We start from the raw sequence: 15,589 nt of genomic DNA on the forward strand, positions 1-15,589 counted from the left end.
TGTGCACGGTTCCTCATCATCAGCCCCGCGCAAGCAAGAACCCCCATTGTAACCGCAACCTGCCAAAGGAGCCCAATTCATGAGCCTGTATGGTATTATGCGCACCGGCGTTTCCGGGATGTCTGCACAGTCCAACAAGCTGTCGACAGTTTCGGACAACATCGCGAACGTCAACACGACGGGCTACAAGCGGGCTTCGACGGAATTCTCCTCCCTGATCCTGAAGAGCGGCTCGGGCAATTACGACTCCGGCGCGGTCGAGACCGACGTCCGCTATGCCATCACCGATGCCGGCAATACCCAGTTCACGACCTCGAAGACGGATCTCGCCGTTCAAGGCAACGGCTTTTTCGTGGTGTCGAACGCCAACAACACGCAGCAGTACCTGACGCGAGCCGGATCGTTCGTGCCGGATAGCCAGGGCAATCTGGTCAACGCTGCCGGCTACTATCTGCTCGGCAAGCAAGGCCTCCAGGACACCATCTCGCAAAACACCTTGGCTGGATTGCAGATCGTGAATATCGCCCAGGTATCGCAAGTGCCGGTGGCTTCGACGACGGGGACGCTGACAACAGGCAATCTGGATCCGAGTGCGACCGTTATTGCCGGTCCTCCCGGTCCGACCTCATATTCATCGAAGAGTTCGATTGTGGCCTACGACAATATCGGCCAGGCCGTTACGGTCGATCTCTATATGTCCCACACCGCGACGGCTACCGGCTCAGACACCTGGCAGATCCAGGCCTATGATTCGACGACGGGTGCCGCGCTCGGCGCCACCGGCACTTATACCTTCGACACGACAACGGCCGGAGCGGGTGCGTTGGCCGCAGCGAGCGCCAAGACCCTTGCGATCCCGGTTACCAACGGCGCGACCGTGACCCTGGACCTGTCGAACATGACGCAGGTCGGCACGGACTTCAGCTTCAAGGCGACAGTCAACGGCAGCGTTCCCTCAAACATCGACACGGTCAATGTCGACACCGCAGGGCACGTGACCGCCACCCTCAAAAATGGGCAGCAGTTGACGCTGTACACGATCGCGCTCGCCGACGTCGCGAGCCCCGACAATCTCACGCCCGAGCCGGGCAATGTCTACTCAACCAACATGGATTCCGGCAACGCGCAGGTCACGAATGCCGGGAGGGCTGGGCTCGGCACCATCCAGTCCGGCGCCCTCGAAGACTCGAACGTCGATCTCGCGAACGAGCTGACCTCGATGATCGAGGCACAGCGCGGGTTCACCGCGAACTCGAAATCGTTCCAGACCGGCGCCGACTTGCTGGACGTCGTCGTCAACCTGAAGCGCTGATTGGCTCAGCGCTCCTCCCCGGCAAGAGCAAATCATGAACCTTACCGCCGCTCTCGAGTCCGCCCGCTCTTCGCTCATGGCGTCGGGCATCCAGTCGTCGGTCATTTCGCGCAACATCGCCGGCGCCAGTTCGACCGGCTATTCGCGCAAGCTCACCGTGCTGGACAACCTTCCCGGAACCGGCGTCTATGTGGCGGCGATCCAGCGCGCCGCCTCCTCGGGCCTGTACAGCAACGTCCTGACCGCTACCTCCGCGGCCGCCAAGCAAAGCGCGATCTATGATGGTCTTCAGAAGATCGCATCTGCCACGGTGGACGATCCGGAGCTCGACCAGTCGCCGACGGCGCAGCTCAATGCGCTGAAGCAGGCGCTTCAGCAATATGCCAACGCTCCGGACAACACCACGCTGGCTCAGGCTGCCGTCACGTCCGCCAAGGACATGGCGACCGCGCTCAATCAGGCAACCCAGACCGTTCAGTCGGTCCGCGAGGGCGCGGATTCTGACATGAATATTTCGGTCCAGAACATCAATCAGTTGCTCTCCCAGTTCCAGACCGTCAATACGGCGATCGTGAAGGGAACGATCGCCGGCGACGATGTGACCGACTATCTCGACCAGCGCGACAGCATCGTCTCGAAGCTATCCCAGGAGGTCGGCGTCACGATGTCGATCCGCACCAACGGCGATGCCGCGCTCTACACCGACAACGGTGGGGTGCTGTTCGACAAGACGGCGCGAACGGTGAGCTTTACCCCGACCGGCGCCTATGCGGCGAGCACCACGGGCAACGCCGTTTACATCGACGGCATCCCGGTGACCGGCACCAATTCGGTGATGCCGCTCAAGTCCGGCAAGCTCGCCGGTCTCGCCCAATTGCGGGACACCGACACGGTCACCTATCAGAGCCAGCTCGACGAGATTGCCCGTGGCCTGATCAATGCTTTCAAGGAAAGCGACCAATCGGGCGCGGCGCTGCCCGACGTTCCCGGTCTCTTCACCTACCCCGGCGCCCCGGCGATGCCGGCGAGCGCCACTGTCTCGGTGGGCCTTGCCGGTACGATCTCGGTTGCGGCATCGGTCGATCCGGCCCAGGGCGGCAACCCAAATCTGCTGCGCGATGGTGCGATCAGCGGCAACGCCGCCTACCAATACAACACTGCCGGCAACGCCGGCTACTCGACCCGGCTTCAGCAGCTCACCGGCAACATGGATGTGTCGCAGCCGTTCGATGCGACCACGCAAGGCAAGCCGAACGGCAGCCTGATCGACTTCGCGTCGTCGTCGACGAGCTGGATCGAAAACCAGCGCAAGACCGCCAACGACAACTCTCAATACCAGAGCACGTTGCTCGACCGCAGTACGTCAGCGTTGTCGAACGTCAACGGCGTCAACGTGGACGACGAGATGTCGTTGATGCTCCAGGTCGAGCGCACCTATTCGGCGTCGTCAAAGATCATTTCGACCGTCGACGACATGTTGCAGGCCTTGCTAGCCGCCGTGGGGAATTAGTCATGATGAGCGCCAACTACATTTCCACCCTGATGTTGTCCTCGTCATTGAGGTATTCGATCACGAACAACCAGGCTGCGCTGAGCAAGGCGTCGGAGGAGGCGACCACCGGCCGCTTCGCCGATGTCGGCCTCGAGCTCGGTGCCACGACGGGAAGCGACGTCGGCCTGCGGGCGGACATGAGCTTCGCCGATCAGCTCGTCGATACCAATGGCCTCGTCTCGGGACGCCTGGACGTGACCCAGGACCGCATCACCCAGCTCAGCTCGACCGCAACGGATTTCCTCAAGGACCTGATCGCGGCCCGCAGCACCGACGGCGGCGGGCGGATCGTCCTGCCGCCCGCGGCCTCCAACCTCCAGGATCTGATCGGCGCGCTGAACGTCTCCTATAACGGCTCGTATCTGTTCTCGGGCATCAACACGCAGAACGCGCCGATCACGGCTTACGCCGCCGGCTCGGCCAGCAAGAACCGAGTCGACTCCGATTTCCTTTCGACCTTCGGCTTCTCGCAATCCTCGGCCAGCGTGAGCAGCATCACCCCGGCTCAAATGCAGAGCTTCCTCGACACCACCTTCGATGCCGAGTTCGCGAGTCCGGCCTGGAACACCAACTGGTCATCGGCCACCGACCAGACCATGCAAAGCCGTATCTCCACGACCGAGATCGCCGATACGTCCGTTAGCGCCAACCAGACAGGCTTTCGCAAGCTCGCCGAGGCCTACACCATGATGGCCGATCTCGGGAATGTGAACCTGAACCAAACGACGTTCCAGACCGTCGTGGACAAGGCCATCGGCCTCGTGGGTAGCGCCATCACTGATCTCGCTGCACTCGGCGGCAGCGTCGGCACAGTCCAGCAGCGGATCACCTCCGCAACCGACAAGCTCAAGACGCAGCAGGACATTCTGAACAATCAGATCGTCGGCATGGAGAAGGTCGACCCGACTGAAGCCTCGGTCCGCGTCAACACATTGCAGAACCAGATCGAGACGGCACTCGCGCTCACCTCGCGGATGCAGAAGATCAGCCTCATCAACTATCTCTGAGCCGGAATGTCGGCCTTCTGCCCTGTCGTTCGGCTTTCTGCGCAGAGTGATCCAGATGACTTTTGAAGCTTATGAAACGGTCGTGGAAGACAGCAGCCTGGAGGCGCGGGGCCGCGAGCGAATGGCCTTGACGCTCGGCATCGACCGGCTCGAGCGGCTCGGCAAGGGCCTGTTCAGCGCCGAGGACCTGGTCGAAACGCTGCTCTATGTCCGCCGCCTGTGGGCGATCTTCATCGAGGATCTCTCGCATCCGGAGAACGGCTTGCCCGAGCAGCTTCGTGCCGACATCATCTCGATCGGCCTGTGGGTCATCAAGGAGTCCGACCGCCTGCGCACGGAGAAATCGAACGACGTGGGGCAGCTCGTCGAGATCAACCGCGTCATCCGAGACGCGCTCTGATGAAGATATCCTTGCGGGCGGGCGAGCGGATCTACGTCAATGGGGCGGTGCTGCGGGTGGACCGTAAGGTCTCGCTCGAGCTCGTCAATGACGTGATGTTCCTTCTGGAAGGCCAGGTCATGCAGGCGGCTGACGCCACGACGGCGCTGCGCCAGCTCTATTTCATCGTCCAGCACATGCTGATGAACCCGACCGACACCGCCGATGCCGCGGCACTCTACGGGCGGCACCACGCCGCCCTGCAAGCGGTCTGCGAGAACCAGCAGATGCTGGAGGGCCTCGCGGCGACCGACGAAATGGTCGGAGCAAGCCGGTACTACGAGGCCTTGAAGCGGATACGGGCGCTGTTCCCGGTGGAGCAGGCGATCCTGGCCGGCCCTGCGACCAACGTCCCCTTCGAGGTGGCCTGACAGCGGAGAGATACATGAACGTCACCAGCGCGACCGACACGACCAGCACGCAGTCGACCTCGACCGGATCCACCACGAACACGGCGACCAATACCGTCGACTACAACACGTTCCTCCAGCTCCTCGTCGCCGAGATGAAGAACCAGGACCCGACCAGTCCGATGGATACCTCGCAATATATGAGCCAGTTCGCGCAGTTCTCGACGGTGGAGCAGGCCGTGCAGACCAATTCGAAGCTCGACTCACTGCTCTCCTCCTCGGCGCTGTCGCAGGCCGACGGGCTGATCGGGCACACGGCGAGCTATACCGACAGCAGTGGAACGACGGTCAGCGGCAAGATCGCCTCGGTCTCCATCAATACCGACGGCGCCGTCGCCACGTTCGAGGACGGCACGCGGATCCCGGTCGGCGCCGGGCTCACCGTCAGCTAGGCCATGAACGAGAGGGACGCCCTCGACATCGTCCAGCAGGCGATCTGGACGATCATCGTTGCCTCGGGGCCGGCGGTCGGCGCGGCGATGCTGGTCGGCACGATCATCGCTCTCATCCAGGCCCTGACCCAGATTCAGGAGGTGACGCTGACCTTCGTTCCGAAGATCATCGTCATCCTGCTCGTCGTGGCCGTCTCCGGATCCTTCATCGGGGCGCATCTCTCCACCTTCACCGAGATGGTGTTCTCGCGGATCGAGCACGGATTCTGATCCGGCGGCGCGCCGCCGCCATCCTCGCGTAAGCTTTGCGCGGCAGATTGCACGGCAGAATTCTCCTGCCGGTGACCTATGGCCGATACGTTGACTGCGAGCCTGCCGACCCCGCGACGACTTGGCGCGGACGTGTTCTTCGCAGGCGGCATCGTGGTCATGCTCACGATCCTGTTCCTGCCGATCCCGCCGATGCTGATCGATCTCGGCCTTGCGGTCTCGATCGCGCTCTCGGCGCTGATCCTGATGGTTGCGCTATGGATCCAGCGGCCGCTCGACTTCTCGGCCTTCCCGACCGTACTCCTGATCGCGACGATCCTGCGGCTGGCGCTCAACATCGCGACCACCCGCCTGATCCTGTCGCGGGGCGGGGAGGGCGAGCAGGCCGCCGGCTACGTCGTCGCCGGCTTCTCCAAGTTCGTCATGGGCGGCGATTTCGTCATCGGCCTGATCATCTTCGCGATCCTGGTCACGGTGAACTTCGTCGTGATCACCAAGGGCGCGACCCGCATCGCCGAGGTCGGTGCCCGTTTCACCCTGGACGCCATTCCCGGCAAGCAGATGGCGATCGACGCCGATTTGTCTGCGGGCCTGATCGACGACAAGGAAGCGCAGCGCCGGCGCCGCGAGCTCGAGGAGGAGAGCGCATTCTTCGGTGCGATGGACGGTGCCTCGAAATTCGTGCGGGGCGACGCCATCGCGGGCCTGATCATCACTGCGATCAACATCTTCGGCGGAATCGTCATCGGCGTCACCCATCACGGCCTGACGCTCGCGCGCGCCGCCGACGTCTACACCAAGCTGTCCGTCGGCGACGGCCTGGTGTCGCAGATGCCGGCTCTGATCGTCTCGCTGTCGGCGGGCCTCCTGGTCTCCAAGGGCGGCACCAGGGGCTCGGCGGAGCAGGCCGTGCTGCGGCAGCTCGGTGGCTATCCGCGCGCCGTCTCCGCAGCCGCGCTGATGATGTTCGTTCTCGCAGTCATGCCCGGTTTGCCGCTGGCGCCGTTCGTATTGCTTGGCGGGGTTATGGCTTTCGTCGGATATTCTCTGCCCAAGCGCCAGGCGGCCGAGCAGCGCAAGGAGGAGGCGCGCAAGGCCGACGAGCGGGCCCAGGCCGAGGCCAAGGAATCCGTCAAGGAATCACTGAAGACGGCGGAGATCGAACTCTCGCTGGGAAGCCAGCTCTCGGTTCACCTGCTCGGCTCGCGCAGCGAGCTCGCCCATCGCGTCGCCAAGATCCGCAAGAAGTTCGCCAAACAGTACGGCTTCGTGATCCCGGAGATCAAGCTTACCGACAACCTGTCGATCGAGCCCAAGGGCTATCAGATCCGCATCCACGACACGCGGATCGCCCATGGCGAGCTGCGGCTCGGCGAGGTGATGGTGCTGGTGGACAAGGATGGCAAGCCCGACGTGCCCGGAGACGAGGTGATCGAGCCGGCCTTCGGCATGAAGGCGCTGTGGGTGACGGAGGCCTTCACCGAAGAAGTCAAGCGGCAGGGCTGCAAGCCTGTCGACAATTTGTCGGTGCTGCTCACGCATCTGAGCGAGGTCATCAGGGCAAACCTCGCCCAGCTCCTGTCGTACAAGGACATGCGCGGCCTGCTCGACCGGCTCGATCCTGAATACAAGCGCCTGATCGAGGATCTCTGTCCGTCGCAGATCTCCTATTCCGGGCTGCTGGCGATCCTGAAAATCCTCCTGGCCGAGCGCGTCTCGATCAGGAACCTCCATCTCATCCTCGAGGCGATCGCCGAGATCGCGCCGCATGTGCGCCGCTCGGAACAGGTTGCCGAGCATGTGCGGATGCGGCTTGCCCAGCAGATCTGCGGCGATCTCTCCGACAACGGCGTGCTCAACGTGCTGCGTCTCGGCAATCGCTGGGACCTCGCTTTTCACCAGAGCCTGAAGCGCGACGCCAAAGGCGACGTGGTCGAGTTCGATGCGGATCCACGCCTGATCGAGCAATTCGCGAACGAGGCGAGCGCCGCCGTCAGAAAGATCACCGAGAAGGGCACGAGCGTCGTGCTGGCGGTGACCCCGGAAGCCCGCCCCTATGTCCGCATGATTCTGGAGCGGGTGTTTCCGACCCTGCCGATCCTGTCGCATGTCGAGGTGGCGCGCAGTGCCGAGATCAGGGCGCTTGGAGCGGTGTCGTGATCAGCGGCCTTGCGGACAGCGTTCTCGCCACCTTCATCGTGTTCTGTCGCATCGGCGCCTGCCTGATGCTGGTGCCCGGATTTTCCAGCGTCAACATTCCCGTTCAGATCCGCCTGTTCGTCGCGATCGTCACGACCTTTGCGCTGGCGCCGATCCTGGTCGCGACGCTCAAGCCGCTGCTGACCGACGCGCAGCCGCTCGCGCTGGCCTCGCTGATCGGTTCGGAATTGTTCACCGGCAGTATCATCGGCATCGCCGGGCGCGTGTTCTTCCTCGCGCTTCAGACCATGGCGACCGCGATGGCGGGCGCGATCGGGCTCTCCAACATTCCGGGAACGCCGGTCGGCGATACCGATCCGGCGCCGGCGCTGGTCCCGCTGATCATGGCAGCCGTGACCACCCTGTTCTTCATGACCGACCAGCACTGGCAGGTGTTGCGAGGGCTCATGAATTCCTACGACGTCTGGCATCCCGGCGACAGGCTCGGCGGCGATGTTGCGCTTTCGCAGCTCCTCAATCGTCTCTCCGAAGCCTTCGTGCTGACGCTACGGATCACCAGCCCGTTCATCGTCTATTCCGTCATCGTCAATCTGGCCGTCGGCCTCGTCAACAAGCTGACGCCGTCCATCCCGGTCTATTTCATCTCGGTGCCGTTCGTCATGCTCGGCGGACTCTTGCTGCTCTATCTGACCAGCGATGAGCTCCTGACGCAGTTCATGATCGGCGTGACGTCGTTTCTGGCGGAATGATCGATGACGTTACGTGCGGAAAGGCTCACGCGCATGGTCTCGCTGATGAAGCTGCAGCTGCGACTCTCCGAGTGGCAGCTCGAGCAGCTCAGACAGCGGGAGCAGCATTTGCAGGACGAGGAGGTCTATCTGGTCGGCACCCTCAACGGCGCGGAGTTGCCGGCCGGCTCGTCGAGCTATTCGATCTCGCGGCGACTTGCGGCAACCAGCGTCGGCGCCCGCGCGGTCCAGGCCGAAGCCGAGAAGCAGCTTGGCCAGGTCCATGCGCAAAGCCGACGCGTGAAACACCTCGAGCAGGTCGCAAGAAACGTGATCGCGGGCAAGCAACGCGAGGCGGAGAAGCGCATCCTCGAGGAGATCGCCGGCGCGCACTCCGGTGTGCGCGACTGGACGTCCATAAACAGCTAGCCGGAGCCGATGCATGATCGTGACACCGACACCCGACGTGGTCTTCGACGTCCTGGAGGCTGCCGACCCGGTAACGCAGCGTGCGGCCGCTGCGAAGCTCGACGCGCTGAAGTCGTCCGATGCCGACTTTGCTGCCACGATGGAAACCGAGGCCACCAGGGCGGCGAGTAGTGCCGGCGATCAGGTGGCGGCAAAGACGCCGGAGGCTTCGCTCGACTCCTCGAATGCGGCAGCACCGGTGCGGGTGATCAAGGCGCCGTCCTCGGGCGATGTCTACCGCAAGTTCGAGGCCTTCGTTCTTCAGGTCTTCGTCGAAACGATGTTGCCGCAGAACGCGCAGGACCTGTTCGGCAAGGGCACTGCTGGCGGCATCTGGCGCTCGATGCTGGCGGAGCAGCTCGGCAACCAGCTCGCGCAAGGCAAAGGGATCGGCATTGCGAGGCAGCTTGCATCGGCGCATCCGGCAGCTGCGGATGGGAAGTCGGGAGAAGCCGGATGATCCGGACGGGTTTGAGACGAGCTGGGAGGTGACTTGAGATGCAGGCGGAAGAAGGCGCAACGAGCATGGCGGCGGAGCAGTGGGACACGGAGACCGGAGGCCCGGGCGCAGCGGCGTTACCCGTGCATGTGCCGGATGTGCGAGCCGAGCCCGCGCCCCTGCCGGCCGATCCCTCCAGGTCCGACGAGGTGCGTGGCCTGCTCGCGGCGATCCGGCGGCTCGAGAGCGTCATCGAGGAGGAAACATTGGCACTCCAGACGGGCAAGAAGATCGACTTCGATGATTTCAGCGCGCGCAAGAGCCGCAGCATGCTCGAATTCGTTCGCCTGATGCGCGCGCAGCTCCACCTCGGCGCTGAGGCTGAGGTGACCGACGAAATCCAGAACCTGCGGCGGAAGCTCGAGAAGAACCGCGCGGTCCTCGAGATGCACTATGACGCGGTGCGCGAGGTGGCCGAGATTATCGTGCGCGCGATCAGGGAGGCCGAGTCGGACGGCACCTATAGCGGCAGGACCTCGCAGGAGGGCAAATGATCAGGTTGATCCTGACTGGACTTTGGGTCTGCATCCTCACCGCGGGCGGAAGCTACGCCGTCGCCTATTGGAAGGAGAACGGCGGCCTGATCCACAAGGACGAATATCTCGACGGCCTCCAGTACCAGAAGACGCGGGCGCTCAGCGTGCCGATGATCGAGAACGGCAGCGTGCAGGGCTACATCGTCGCGCGGTTCGTCTACACGGTCGAGGCGCGGACGATGCATCAGCTCACCGTTCCGCCGGATCCGTTCGTCGTCGATGAAGCCTTCCGCAGGATCTACGCGGACGATCGCCTGGATTTCAGGAAGCTTGCCCGCTACGACCTGTCCATCCTGACGGCCGCCGTCAAGCAGCGCGTCAACGAGCGTATGCAGGCCGACGTCATTCAGGACGTCCTGGTCGAGGATTTCAACTACGTCTCGCGCGAGGAATTCCAGCCCAAGCCGTAGTTGGAAAGAGCGCGTCTCTCCTGCTTGCAATGACGGAGATTGCGGGTCAGGCACACGGTGCCTGCGCGACCTGAGCGCAGGGACCGTGCCTGATCTAAGCTCTCAGCTAGCCGCCGGCGGTGTATGCCGCTGGACTGGCATGCGGCCTGTTCAGGAGGATGCCGACGTCCTGCAGTTCCCCGATCGGCTCCTCGATCGCCTCGCTCTCGGGGATGTCGAGCCGGTAGCCGACGTAGCGCCGCGCCACGATGGCGTCGAAGCCGAGGCGATCGCGCAGCTTCTTGCGCAGCTTGCTGACATGGCTCTCGATTACGCTCTCGTCATAGGCCGACTCGAAGATGCCGTAGACCGCATTGAAGATCTGCGTCTTCGTGATCCATTTGCCGTGGTTGCCGACCATGTATTCAAGGATGCGCAGCTCGCGGCGGGGGAGCGTCAGAGCATGGCCGCCGATCTCCGGGTCGCGACCGTTGAAGAAGACCTGGATCCTGGTCTCGCAAGGCCGCGGGCTGTCGCCCATCCGGCGGCGCGCGATCGCCGCAGTCCTGGCGAGGATCTCGCGCAGGTGGATTGGAACGTGCACGACGTCGTCGACACCGGCCTCGAACAGCTGCAACGTATTCTTGAGCATCTTCAGTCCGCTCAAGGCGATGATCGGAGCCGATGATCGCTTGCGCACCGCGCGCGGAAGGCTTTCGCGCGCATCGACATCCCCCAAGAGGAAGGCATCGACGGCTTCGAGATCCGCTTCGCTTGCGGACTGCAGCCAGTCCCAGAATTCACCGGAAGAGAAGCCGATCGACGAAACGCCTTCACGAACGAGCCCTGCAATGTAGCTGTTCGCCACGCTTTCGCGATCATCAACGATTATATACATCAGTCTTTCGCCCCTGTTTCGCACTCGCCGAGATTCTGCCGGGAAGAGTTTGTGATGCCCCGGCCGAACCAACAGCCTTGCTGTTTGACGATATTCCCCCGCGAACGATTGTTGTGGTTCGGTGATTCTATTCGCGGGCAGCCCAACACATTCAGTGCCTGCGGTTTGCAGGCCTGTTACGCCACTTGTTACTGAACGCTTACGAAGTGAAGCTCGGCGAGCGCCTTATGATGGCCTCGCGGATCAGAGCGAGAAACGACCTGGTCCGGCTGCGTCGAGTTACGGATTGTGTCCGAATGCTGCTGAACCGTGTCGTTCTCCTCGCCAACTGGCGAGAATCACTTGAGTAGGACCGTAACGATTGCCGAATTCCGATCAAGCGCGCGGAACAAACCTCTTGGTAAGCGGGCTTGATGCTGTTTGTTTTTTCTGATTGCTTCTTGATATTTCCAGATGCAACAGTTGATTAGGTATCCTCACTAAATTTGCCCCGCGTCTGTTCGATTGGTCGCCGAACCCGTGAAATCACGTGCATTTTTGTGCACTCGCGTAAACCCGCCTTGGCAACGGAGTTTGACTCCTGCATCGACACCTGTGCCTGCGAGGCGGGTGCGCCAATTTGACTCAGGTAGCGCCAGATAAACGCCGCAAACGCAAATCGCGATCGCGCTGTTGCTTTGATGCCGCACTCTCGTGCGTCCGCGCTGGCGCGCTACGCTCGGTTGTGTCGTATCCTGCATGACGAACCGCCATCCGTGCACCGGTTTCGGACAAGCTTGGCGCTCTAGCTTCGCGAATAGTGAGAAGAACTGAGATGGAGCATTTCGAAATGTCGTCCGATGGACAGGCGCGTCCGAATGGACCGGCAGGCACGTCGGGGGCGGCGACGCAGCGCCGTGACGCGCAGGATCCGAAAGGCAGGGGCCCGTCGCCACGTGCTGCCGCGTCTCAAGCTGGCACCAAGACTGCTTCGGCCGTCTCGGCGGATGAAGCGATTGCAAAGGAAGCGCTTGAAGGGCTCAAGCGTATTCGCGCCAAAGCCCGGCTGGACAAGATGGCGATACCGAAGCCCGCGTCGGTCGCGGTGCGGCCGGCCGTGATCGTCTCCAAGCCGCCGGCGCCGCGTCCCTCATGGGTGGTACCGCTTGCGACGCTGGCGGTCGCGGTTGGTCTGGTGGTCAGCGCTTGCACCGGCATCATCGCCTATCTCACCACGCAGCCCAGTCAGACCAATGCGGCGACCAGCGCCGAGATCAGGAATCTGCGCGAAACGGTTGCGCAGTTGCGCCGTCAGGTCTCCGGTGTCTCGGAGAATCTCGACGGCTTGCGGACCGCCGTCGATCTCTCGAGCAAGACGACGAGTGATCGCTTCGGTCGCTTTGCCGAGAATCTCGACCGCATCGAGCGCGTCAATTCGGCTTCGACCGCGAAGCTCGAGAAGCTCGCTCAGGCGCAGGCGCCAGCGCCGGCTCCCGTCGCCTCCCAGACCGCGTCTGCCGCCCAGCCCATGGCGGTCGTGGCGTCGGCAGGCCCTGGCGCCGAAATCACTGGTTCGGTGTCGCCGTCGGAGCACGCGACGCCTCCGAAAAAGGTGGTCAAAGGCTGGTCGGTTCGTCAGGCCTATGAAGGCATCGCGATCCTTCAGGGGCCGAACGGCGTCGTCGAGGCCATTCTCGGGCAACAGGTGCCGGGCCTCGGTCGTATCGAGGAGATCAAGGGCGACAATGGGCGCTTGCTCGTGCTGACCAGCGCCGGCGCGGTTCTGCCGGCGCGCAGAGCTGCGCCCTGATCCGGATCATTGCCTGCGCCGCTCGAAGCTCGTGCACAAGAGTTGGGTCTCGAAGTCTGGAATGATCGCGCGAAACAGGCGGCAAGTAAACTCTGCGGGCGTGCTGCCCTCGGGATTGTCGCGCGTTTCCCTCAGGAACATGCAGCCTCTGCAAATGTCGACGCGGTGCGGCTGCTGGCCGGTATCCGATTGGTCCAGCACGTGACGGAGCGCGTCGCGAAAGCTCGTCTTGCGCCCCTCGTCGAGCAGCGCAATTGCATCCACCAGGGCATTGACGGGGTCGCGCACCAGAAACTTTTTGCCCTGCTGCGTTACGCTCAGCGTCACGGAACGCTTGTCCTTGGCCGATCGCGTCTTCTCCAGATATCCCTTCTGCTCGAGCTCCTGGATGATGTAGGACGCCGTGCCGCGGGTCGTGCCGACGTGGCCCGCCAGCGCCGAAGGCGTCCGCGAAAATCTGTTCGCGCGGGCAAGGAAGCGCAGCGCCATCCATTCCCGATCGCGCAAGCCGTGCTTGACCTCTTCAAAAAGGAAAATCCGCGCGAGCTGCTCCAAGAGTTCGATCGACTCGCGTGCCAAATTCGTTGTCATTCCAAATTCGTCATTCAAACGCCGCCTTGCCCGCCTGGTTTTGCGAAGGGTTCGCCAAGCCGACTCGACAAATCAGGCCCGACGTCATTGGAGCAGCTCGCCGCGTGATCGGCGCGTGGCGAGGCTACTCGTGAAGAGCTCTCCACGTTGCCGCAACGTTGCTTTGCGGAACCAGGTGGAACCCGGTTGGGAACTAGGGCATCAGGACAAAAATTCGAGTAAATTGGTCGACTAAAGTGTTCGGAAAACTTACGACAAATGCGAGGGGCGCGGATCGTTCAGGCGCGTGTCCATGTCGCGACATACTTCCACGTATGAGGCGGCTGCCGTGCGCGATGCGATCGAAGCCTAGCGCGGCTCGACCACCTCGCCGTCCTCCTTCACGAAACGTCCGACAGGATTGTCCAGGAGATCGATCACGGCCTCCGAAGGCCGGCACAGTCGCGTGCCCCTCGGCGTCACGACGACCGGACGGTTGATGAGAATGGGATGCACCATCATGAAGTCGAGCAATTCGTCATCGGTCCATTTTGGGTCGTCCAGGCCAAGCTCGCGATAGGGCGTGCCCTTCTCGCGCAGGAGGGCGCGAGGCGGAATTCCCATCTCCGCCACGAGCTCCTTGAGTCGTTGGCGCGTCGGCGGTGTCTTGAGGTATTCGACGACGATAGGCTCGACGCCGCTCTGCCGGATCATCGCAAGCGTATTGCGCGAGGTGCCGCAAGCCGGGTTGTGGTAGATGGTGACGGTCATCGTGATGTCTCCGCGACGGGGCCACGCACGGGCGCGCAGCCGACCAGCCTGTCCACCGGACGCTCCGGCATTCGCTCAGTCCGGCGAGGATGAAATCCGGCAGGTCCGTCGGTCCAATAGCGGAAAACGTGTTCGTCAGCGAGTGCGCGATTGCGATTTCTCGCGCGCGACGCCTGCGTCGACATTGGAAGGCCCGCGCGATGGCCGCTAGATCGCGTTCCGGGGACGCTGGAAGGGACCGCTTCCGGCTTCGTCCTTGCGGGATCGGTACAGGGCGATGATGCCTCGGCAGGCCTTGGCATCGAGCCGATGAAAATCGAGCTTCATCCGTTCGAGCTCGCCGGCCGTGATGCGATAGTTGGGTGCCCCGAGGAACAAAAGTGCCATCGCGGTCGGCCAGCAGAAGTTCAGCGATTTCGCCAAAATCAGTGCAGGCTCGCGATCCCGTTCGATCAACGCGCGTTCGACGATGTCGACGGGTAACGGGCACAGCAAGGACAGCGCGACGGCAGTTTCGTTGAACTTGAGGGAATGAGCGAATTCAAAGACCTTGTCTTCGGTCAGTTCGCCGCGCTCGTGCAGCTTTGCGACCGTTCGCTTGGCGGTGAAATAATCCTTGGATGCGGGGCCGAACCTGGCATGCACCGCGCCAGTGATGTCGACGACGACCCGGTGAATCTGCGGACCGATATCGGGCCGCTCGCGCTCGAGCTTCTCACGCACTTCTGCGGAAGCCTTTGCGATGAGCTGATGGAACAGATGTCGGGGGATGTCCTTTCGCAGCCCGACGGATTCAGCGAGGATCGAATCCCCTTCGGAACGCCGCACCAGATGCAGGAAGCCGGAATTCGAAAAGCTTGCACCATTATTTGCTGCGACCGAGTTGACGACCTCGTTGCCGCCGCGGACCACGAGGACATCAGTCACGGCCTCCGGAACTGACTGTCGCTGGGAGATCGCGAGCAGATGCTGCTGGCTCTTGCTCCTGGCGCACGCGATCAGAGTCTCGGTATCCAGGCGCTGCGATTGCCTGAGGATAGGCCAGGCCACGTCGATGCAGTCGTCGGAGGCAAGCTGGTTCGTCAGCTTGTAGGGCGCATTGTTGCTGGCGGCCAGTTTTCCCGCCAGCCGTGCGCGTGCCGTCGTTTCGATCTCCTGGGCGAGGCGGCCGATGATTTCGCCGAACGTCCAGATCTGATCCTCGGAATAGGTTCCTGCGATCAAGAGATCGGTCGCGTGCCACATCGCCCGCAGACAGCTCGCGGGATTTCCTTTTGCGACAGTCTCTTCCAGATCGAGCAGGAGCGATGTGGTTTCGACCATGGGGGCAACTCGCGGCTTGAAAAGGTTCGAAGCAAAACAACTCGAGGGAAACTGCGCCACTTCGCCATCACATGCT

The 15,589-nt window shown here is 62.7% G+C and carries 18 protein-coding genes; 14 read left to right on the plus strand and 4 right to left on the minus strand.

Translation table 11 applies throughout. The annotated features are described in order from the left end of the window. Positions 1-79 precede the first annotated feature (79 nt). From SO156_RS05510 to SO156_RS05570, 13 genes are all read left to right on the plus strand, one after another. A complete protein-coding gene (locus SO156_RS05510; protein WP_498534102.1) occupies positions 80-1,312 on the plus strand; it encodes a flagellar hook protein FlgE in 1,233 nt (410 codons plus the stop codon). Positions 1,313-1,346: 34 nt separating this feature from the next. Continuing rightward, on the plus strand, positions 1,347-2,822 hold the full coding sequence (gene flgK / locus SO156_RS05515; protein ID WP_498534103.1) for a flagellar hook-associated protein FlgK: 1,476 nt from the start codon (positions 1,347-1,349) through the stop codon (positions 2,820-2,822). Positions 2,823-2,824: 2 nt separating this feature from the next. After that, positions 2,825-3,871 (plus strand): flagellar hook-associated family protein, encoded by a 1,047-nt coding sequence (locus SO156_RS05520; RefSeq protein WP_458148879.1) that lies wholly within the window; start codon positions 2,825-2,827, stop codon positions 3,869-3,871. Positions 3,872-3,926: 55 nt separating this feature from the next. Further along, positions 3,927-4,271 carry a flagellar biosynthesis regulator FlaF gene (gene flaF / locus SO156_RS05525; RefSeq protein ID WP_498534104.1) on the plus strand — a complete coding sequence of 115 codons (345 nt, stop codon included), beginning with the start codon at positions 3,927-3,929 and terminating at the stop codon, positions 4,269-4,271. After that, on the plus strand, positions 4,271-4,681 hold the full coding sequence (gene flbT, locus SO156_RS05530) for a flagellar biosynthesis repressor FlbT (protein ID WP_498534105.1): 411 nt from the start codon (positions 4,271-4,273) through the stop codon (positions 4,679-4,681). The genes flaF and flbT overlap by 1 nt, the downstream gene beginning before the upstream one ends. Positions 4,682-4,695: 14 nt before the next feature. Continuing rightward, positions 4,696-5,112: a flagellar hook assembly protein FlgD gene (gene flgD, locus SO156_RS05535; RefSeq protein ID WP_498534106.1), complete on the plus strand. Its 417-nt coding sequence runs from the start codon at positions 4,696-4,698 to the stop codon at positions 5,110-5,112. A gap of 3 nt (positions 5,113-5,115) precedes the next feature. Continuing rightward, positions 5,116-5,382 (plus strand): flagellar biosynthesis protein FliQ, encoded by a 267-nt coding sequence (fliQ, locus tag SO156_RS05540; protein WP_498534107.1) that lies wholly within the window; start codon positions 5,116-5,118, stop codon positions 5,380-5,382. Positions 5,383-5,460: 78 nt separating this feature from the next. After that, the gene (flhA, locus tag SO156_RS05545) at positions 5,461-7,542 is read left to right on the plus strand and encodes a flagellar biosynthesis protein FlhA (protein WP_458148874.1); all 2,082 of its coding nucleotides are present in this window, start codon (positions 5,461-5,463) and stop codon (positions 7,540-7,542) included. Continuing rightward, positions 7,539-8,291: a flagellar biosynthesis protein FliR gene (gene fliR / locus SO156_RS05550; protein WP_498534108.1), complete on the plus strand. Its 753-nt coding sequence runs from the start codon at positions 7,539-7,541 to the stop codon at positions 8,289-8,291. The genes flhA and fliR overlap by 4 nt, the downstream gene beginning before the upstream one ends. Positions 8,292-8,294: 3 nt before the next feature. Further along, the gene (locus SO156_RS05555; protein WP_498534109.1) at positions 8,295-8,699 is read left to right on the plus strand and encodes a hypothetical protein; all 405 of its coding nucleotides are present in this window, start codon (positions 8,295-8,297) and stop codon (positions 8,697-8,699) included. A gap of 13 nt (positions 8,700-8,712) precedes the next feature. After that, positions 8,713-9,198: a rod-binding protein gene (locus SO156_RS05560; protein WP_458148871.1), complete on the plus strand. Its 486-nt coding sequence runs from the start codon at positions 8,713-8,715 to the stop codon at positions 9,196-9,198. A gap of 38 nt (positions 9,199-9,236) precedes the next feature. Then, a complete protein-coding gene (locus tag SO156_RS05565; RefSeq protein ID WP_458148870.1) occupies positions 9,237-9,731 on the plus strand; it encodes a flagellar biosynthesis protein FlgN in 495 nt (164 codons plus the stop codon). Beyond that, complete coding sequence (locus SO156_RS05570; RefSeq protein ID WP_458148869.1) at positions 9,728-10,183, plus strand: hypothetical protein; 456 nt, start codon at positions 9,728-9,730, stop codon at positions 10,181-10,183. Before SO156_RS05565 ends, SO156_RS05570 begins: the two co-directional genes overlap by 4 nt. A gap of 106 nt (positions 10,184-10,289) precedes the next feature. Here the strand turns inward: SO156_RS05570 and SO156_RS05575 are convergent, their stop codons facing one another. After that, on the minus strand, positions 10,290-11,060 hold the full coding sequence (locus SO156_RS05575; protein WP_498534110.1) for a response regulator transcription factor: 771 nt from the start codon (positions 11,058-11,060) through the stop codon (positions 10,290-10,292). An 829-nt stretch (positions 11,061-11,889) separates the two neighbouring features. Between SO156_RS05575 and SO156_RS05580 the strand changes: the two genes are divergently transcribed. Beyond that, positions 11,890-12,849, plus strand: a complete 960-nt coding sequence (locus SO156_RS05580; RefSeq protein WP_498534209.1) for a hypothetical protein — start codon at positions 11,890-11,892, stop codon at positions 12,847-12,849. Between the two features lie 6 nt (positions 12,850-12,855). Here the strand turns inward: SO156_RS05580 and SO156_RS05585 are convergent, their stop codons facing one another. The 3 genes from SO156_RS05585 to SO156_RS05595 all read right to left on the minus strand — a co-directional run bounded on the left by SO156_RS05585 (position 12,856) and on the right by SO156_RS05595 (position 15,513). Continuing rightward, positions 12,856-13,440, minus strand: a complete 585-nt coding sequence (locus SO156_RS05585) for a MarR family winged helix-turn-helix transcriptional regulator (protein WP_458148867.1) — start codon at positions 13,438-13,440, stop codon at positions 12,856-12,858. Between the two features lie 348 nt (positions 13,441-13,788). After that, positions 13,789-14,190, minus strand: coding sequence for an arsenate reductase (glutaredoxin) (arsC, locus tag SO156_RS05590; RefSeq protein ID WP_458148866.1), 402 nt, complete (start codon positions 14,188-14,190; stop codon positions 13,789-13,791). Between the two features lie 207 nt (positions 14,191-14,397). After that, positions 14,398-15,513, minus strand: coding sequence for a DUF2336 domain-containing protein (locus tag SO156_RS05595; protein WP_458148865.1), 1,116 nt, complete (start codon positions 15,511-15,513; stop codon positions 14,398-14,400). Positions 15,514-15,589 lie beyond the last annotated feature (76 nt).

It is taken from the genome of Bradyrhizobium sp. UFLA05-125, assembly GCF_059803515.1.

Excerpts from the sequence above, each read along its gene's own strand:
- SO156_RS05520 (WP_458148879.1), top strand. The coding sequence starts at position 2,825 with ATGATGAGCGCCAACTACATTTCCACCCTGATGTTGTCCTCGTCATTG.
- SO156_RS05555 (WP_498534109.1), top strand. The coding sequence starts at position 8,295 with ATGACGTTACGTGCGGAAAGGCTCACGCGCATGGTCTCGCTGATGAAG.
- flgD (WP_498534106.1), top strand. The coding sequence starts at position 4,696 with ATGAACGTCACCAGCGCGACCGACACGACCAGCACGCAGTCGACCTCG.
- SO156_RS05565 (WP_458148870.1), top strand. The coding sequence starts at position 9,237 with ATGCAGGCGGAAGAAGGCGCAACGAGCATGGCGGCGGAGCAGTGGGAC.
- arsC (WP_458148866.1), bottom strand. The coding sequence starts at position 14,190 with ATGACCGTCACCATCTACCACAACCCGGCTTGCGGCACCTCGCGCAAT.
- fliQ (WP_498534107.1), top strand. The coding sequence starts at position 5,116 with ATGAACGAGAGGGACGCCCTCGACATCGTCCAGCAGGCGATCTGGACG.
- flaF (WP_498534104.1), top strand. The coding sequence starts at position 3,927 with ATGACTTTTGAAGCTTATGAAACGGTCGTGGAAGACAGCAGCCTGGAG.
- SO156_RS05575 (WP_498534110.1), bottom strand. The coding sequence starts at position 11,060 with ATGTATATAATCGTTGATGATCGCGAAAGCGTGGCGAACAGCTACATT.
- flbT (WP_498534105.1), top strand. The coding sequence starts at position 4,271 with ATGAAGATATCCTTGCGGGCGGGCGAGCGGATCTACGTCAATGGGGCG.
- flhA (WP_458148874.1), top strand. The coding sequence starts at position 5,461 with ATGGCCGATACGTTGACTGCGAGCCTGCCGACCCCGCGACGACTTGGC.
- SO156_RS05595 (WP_458148865.1), bottom strand. The coding sequence starts at position 15,513 with ATGGTCGAAACCACATCGCTCCTGCTCGATCTGGAAGAGACTGTCGCA.
- SO156_RS05580 (WP_498534209.1), top strand. The coding sequence starts at position 11,890 with ATGTCGTCCGATGGACAGGCGCGTCCGAATGGACCGGCAGGCACGTCG.
- flgK (WP_498534103.1), top strand. The coding sequence starts at position 1,347 with ATGAACCTTACCGCCGCTCTCGAGTCCGCCCGCTCTTCGCTCATGGCG.
- SO156_RS05510 (WP_498534102.1), top strand. The coding sequence starts at position 80 with ATGAGCCTGTATGGTATTATGCGCACCGGCGTTTCCGGGATGTCTGCA.
- SO156_RS05570 (WP_458148869.1), top strand. The coding sequence starts at position 9,728 with ATGATCAGGTTGATCCTGACTGGACTTTGGGTCTGCATCCTCACCGCG.
- SO156_RS05585 (WP_458148867.1), bottom strand. The coding sequence starts at position 13,440 with ATGACAACGAATTTGGCACGCGAGTCGATCGAACTCTTGGAGCAGCTC.
- SO156_RS05560 (WP_458148871.1), top strand. The coding sequence starts at position 8,713 with ATGATCGTGACACCGACACCCGACGTGGTCTTCGACGTCCTGGAGGCT.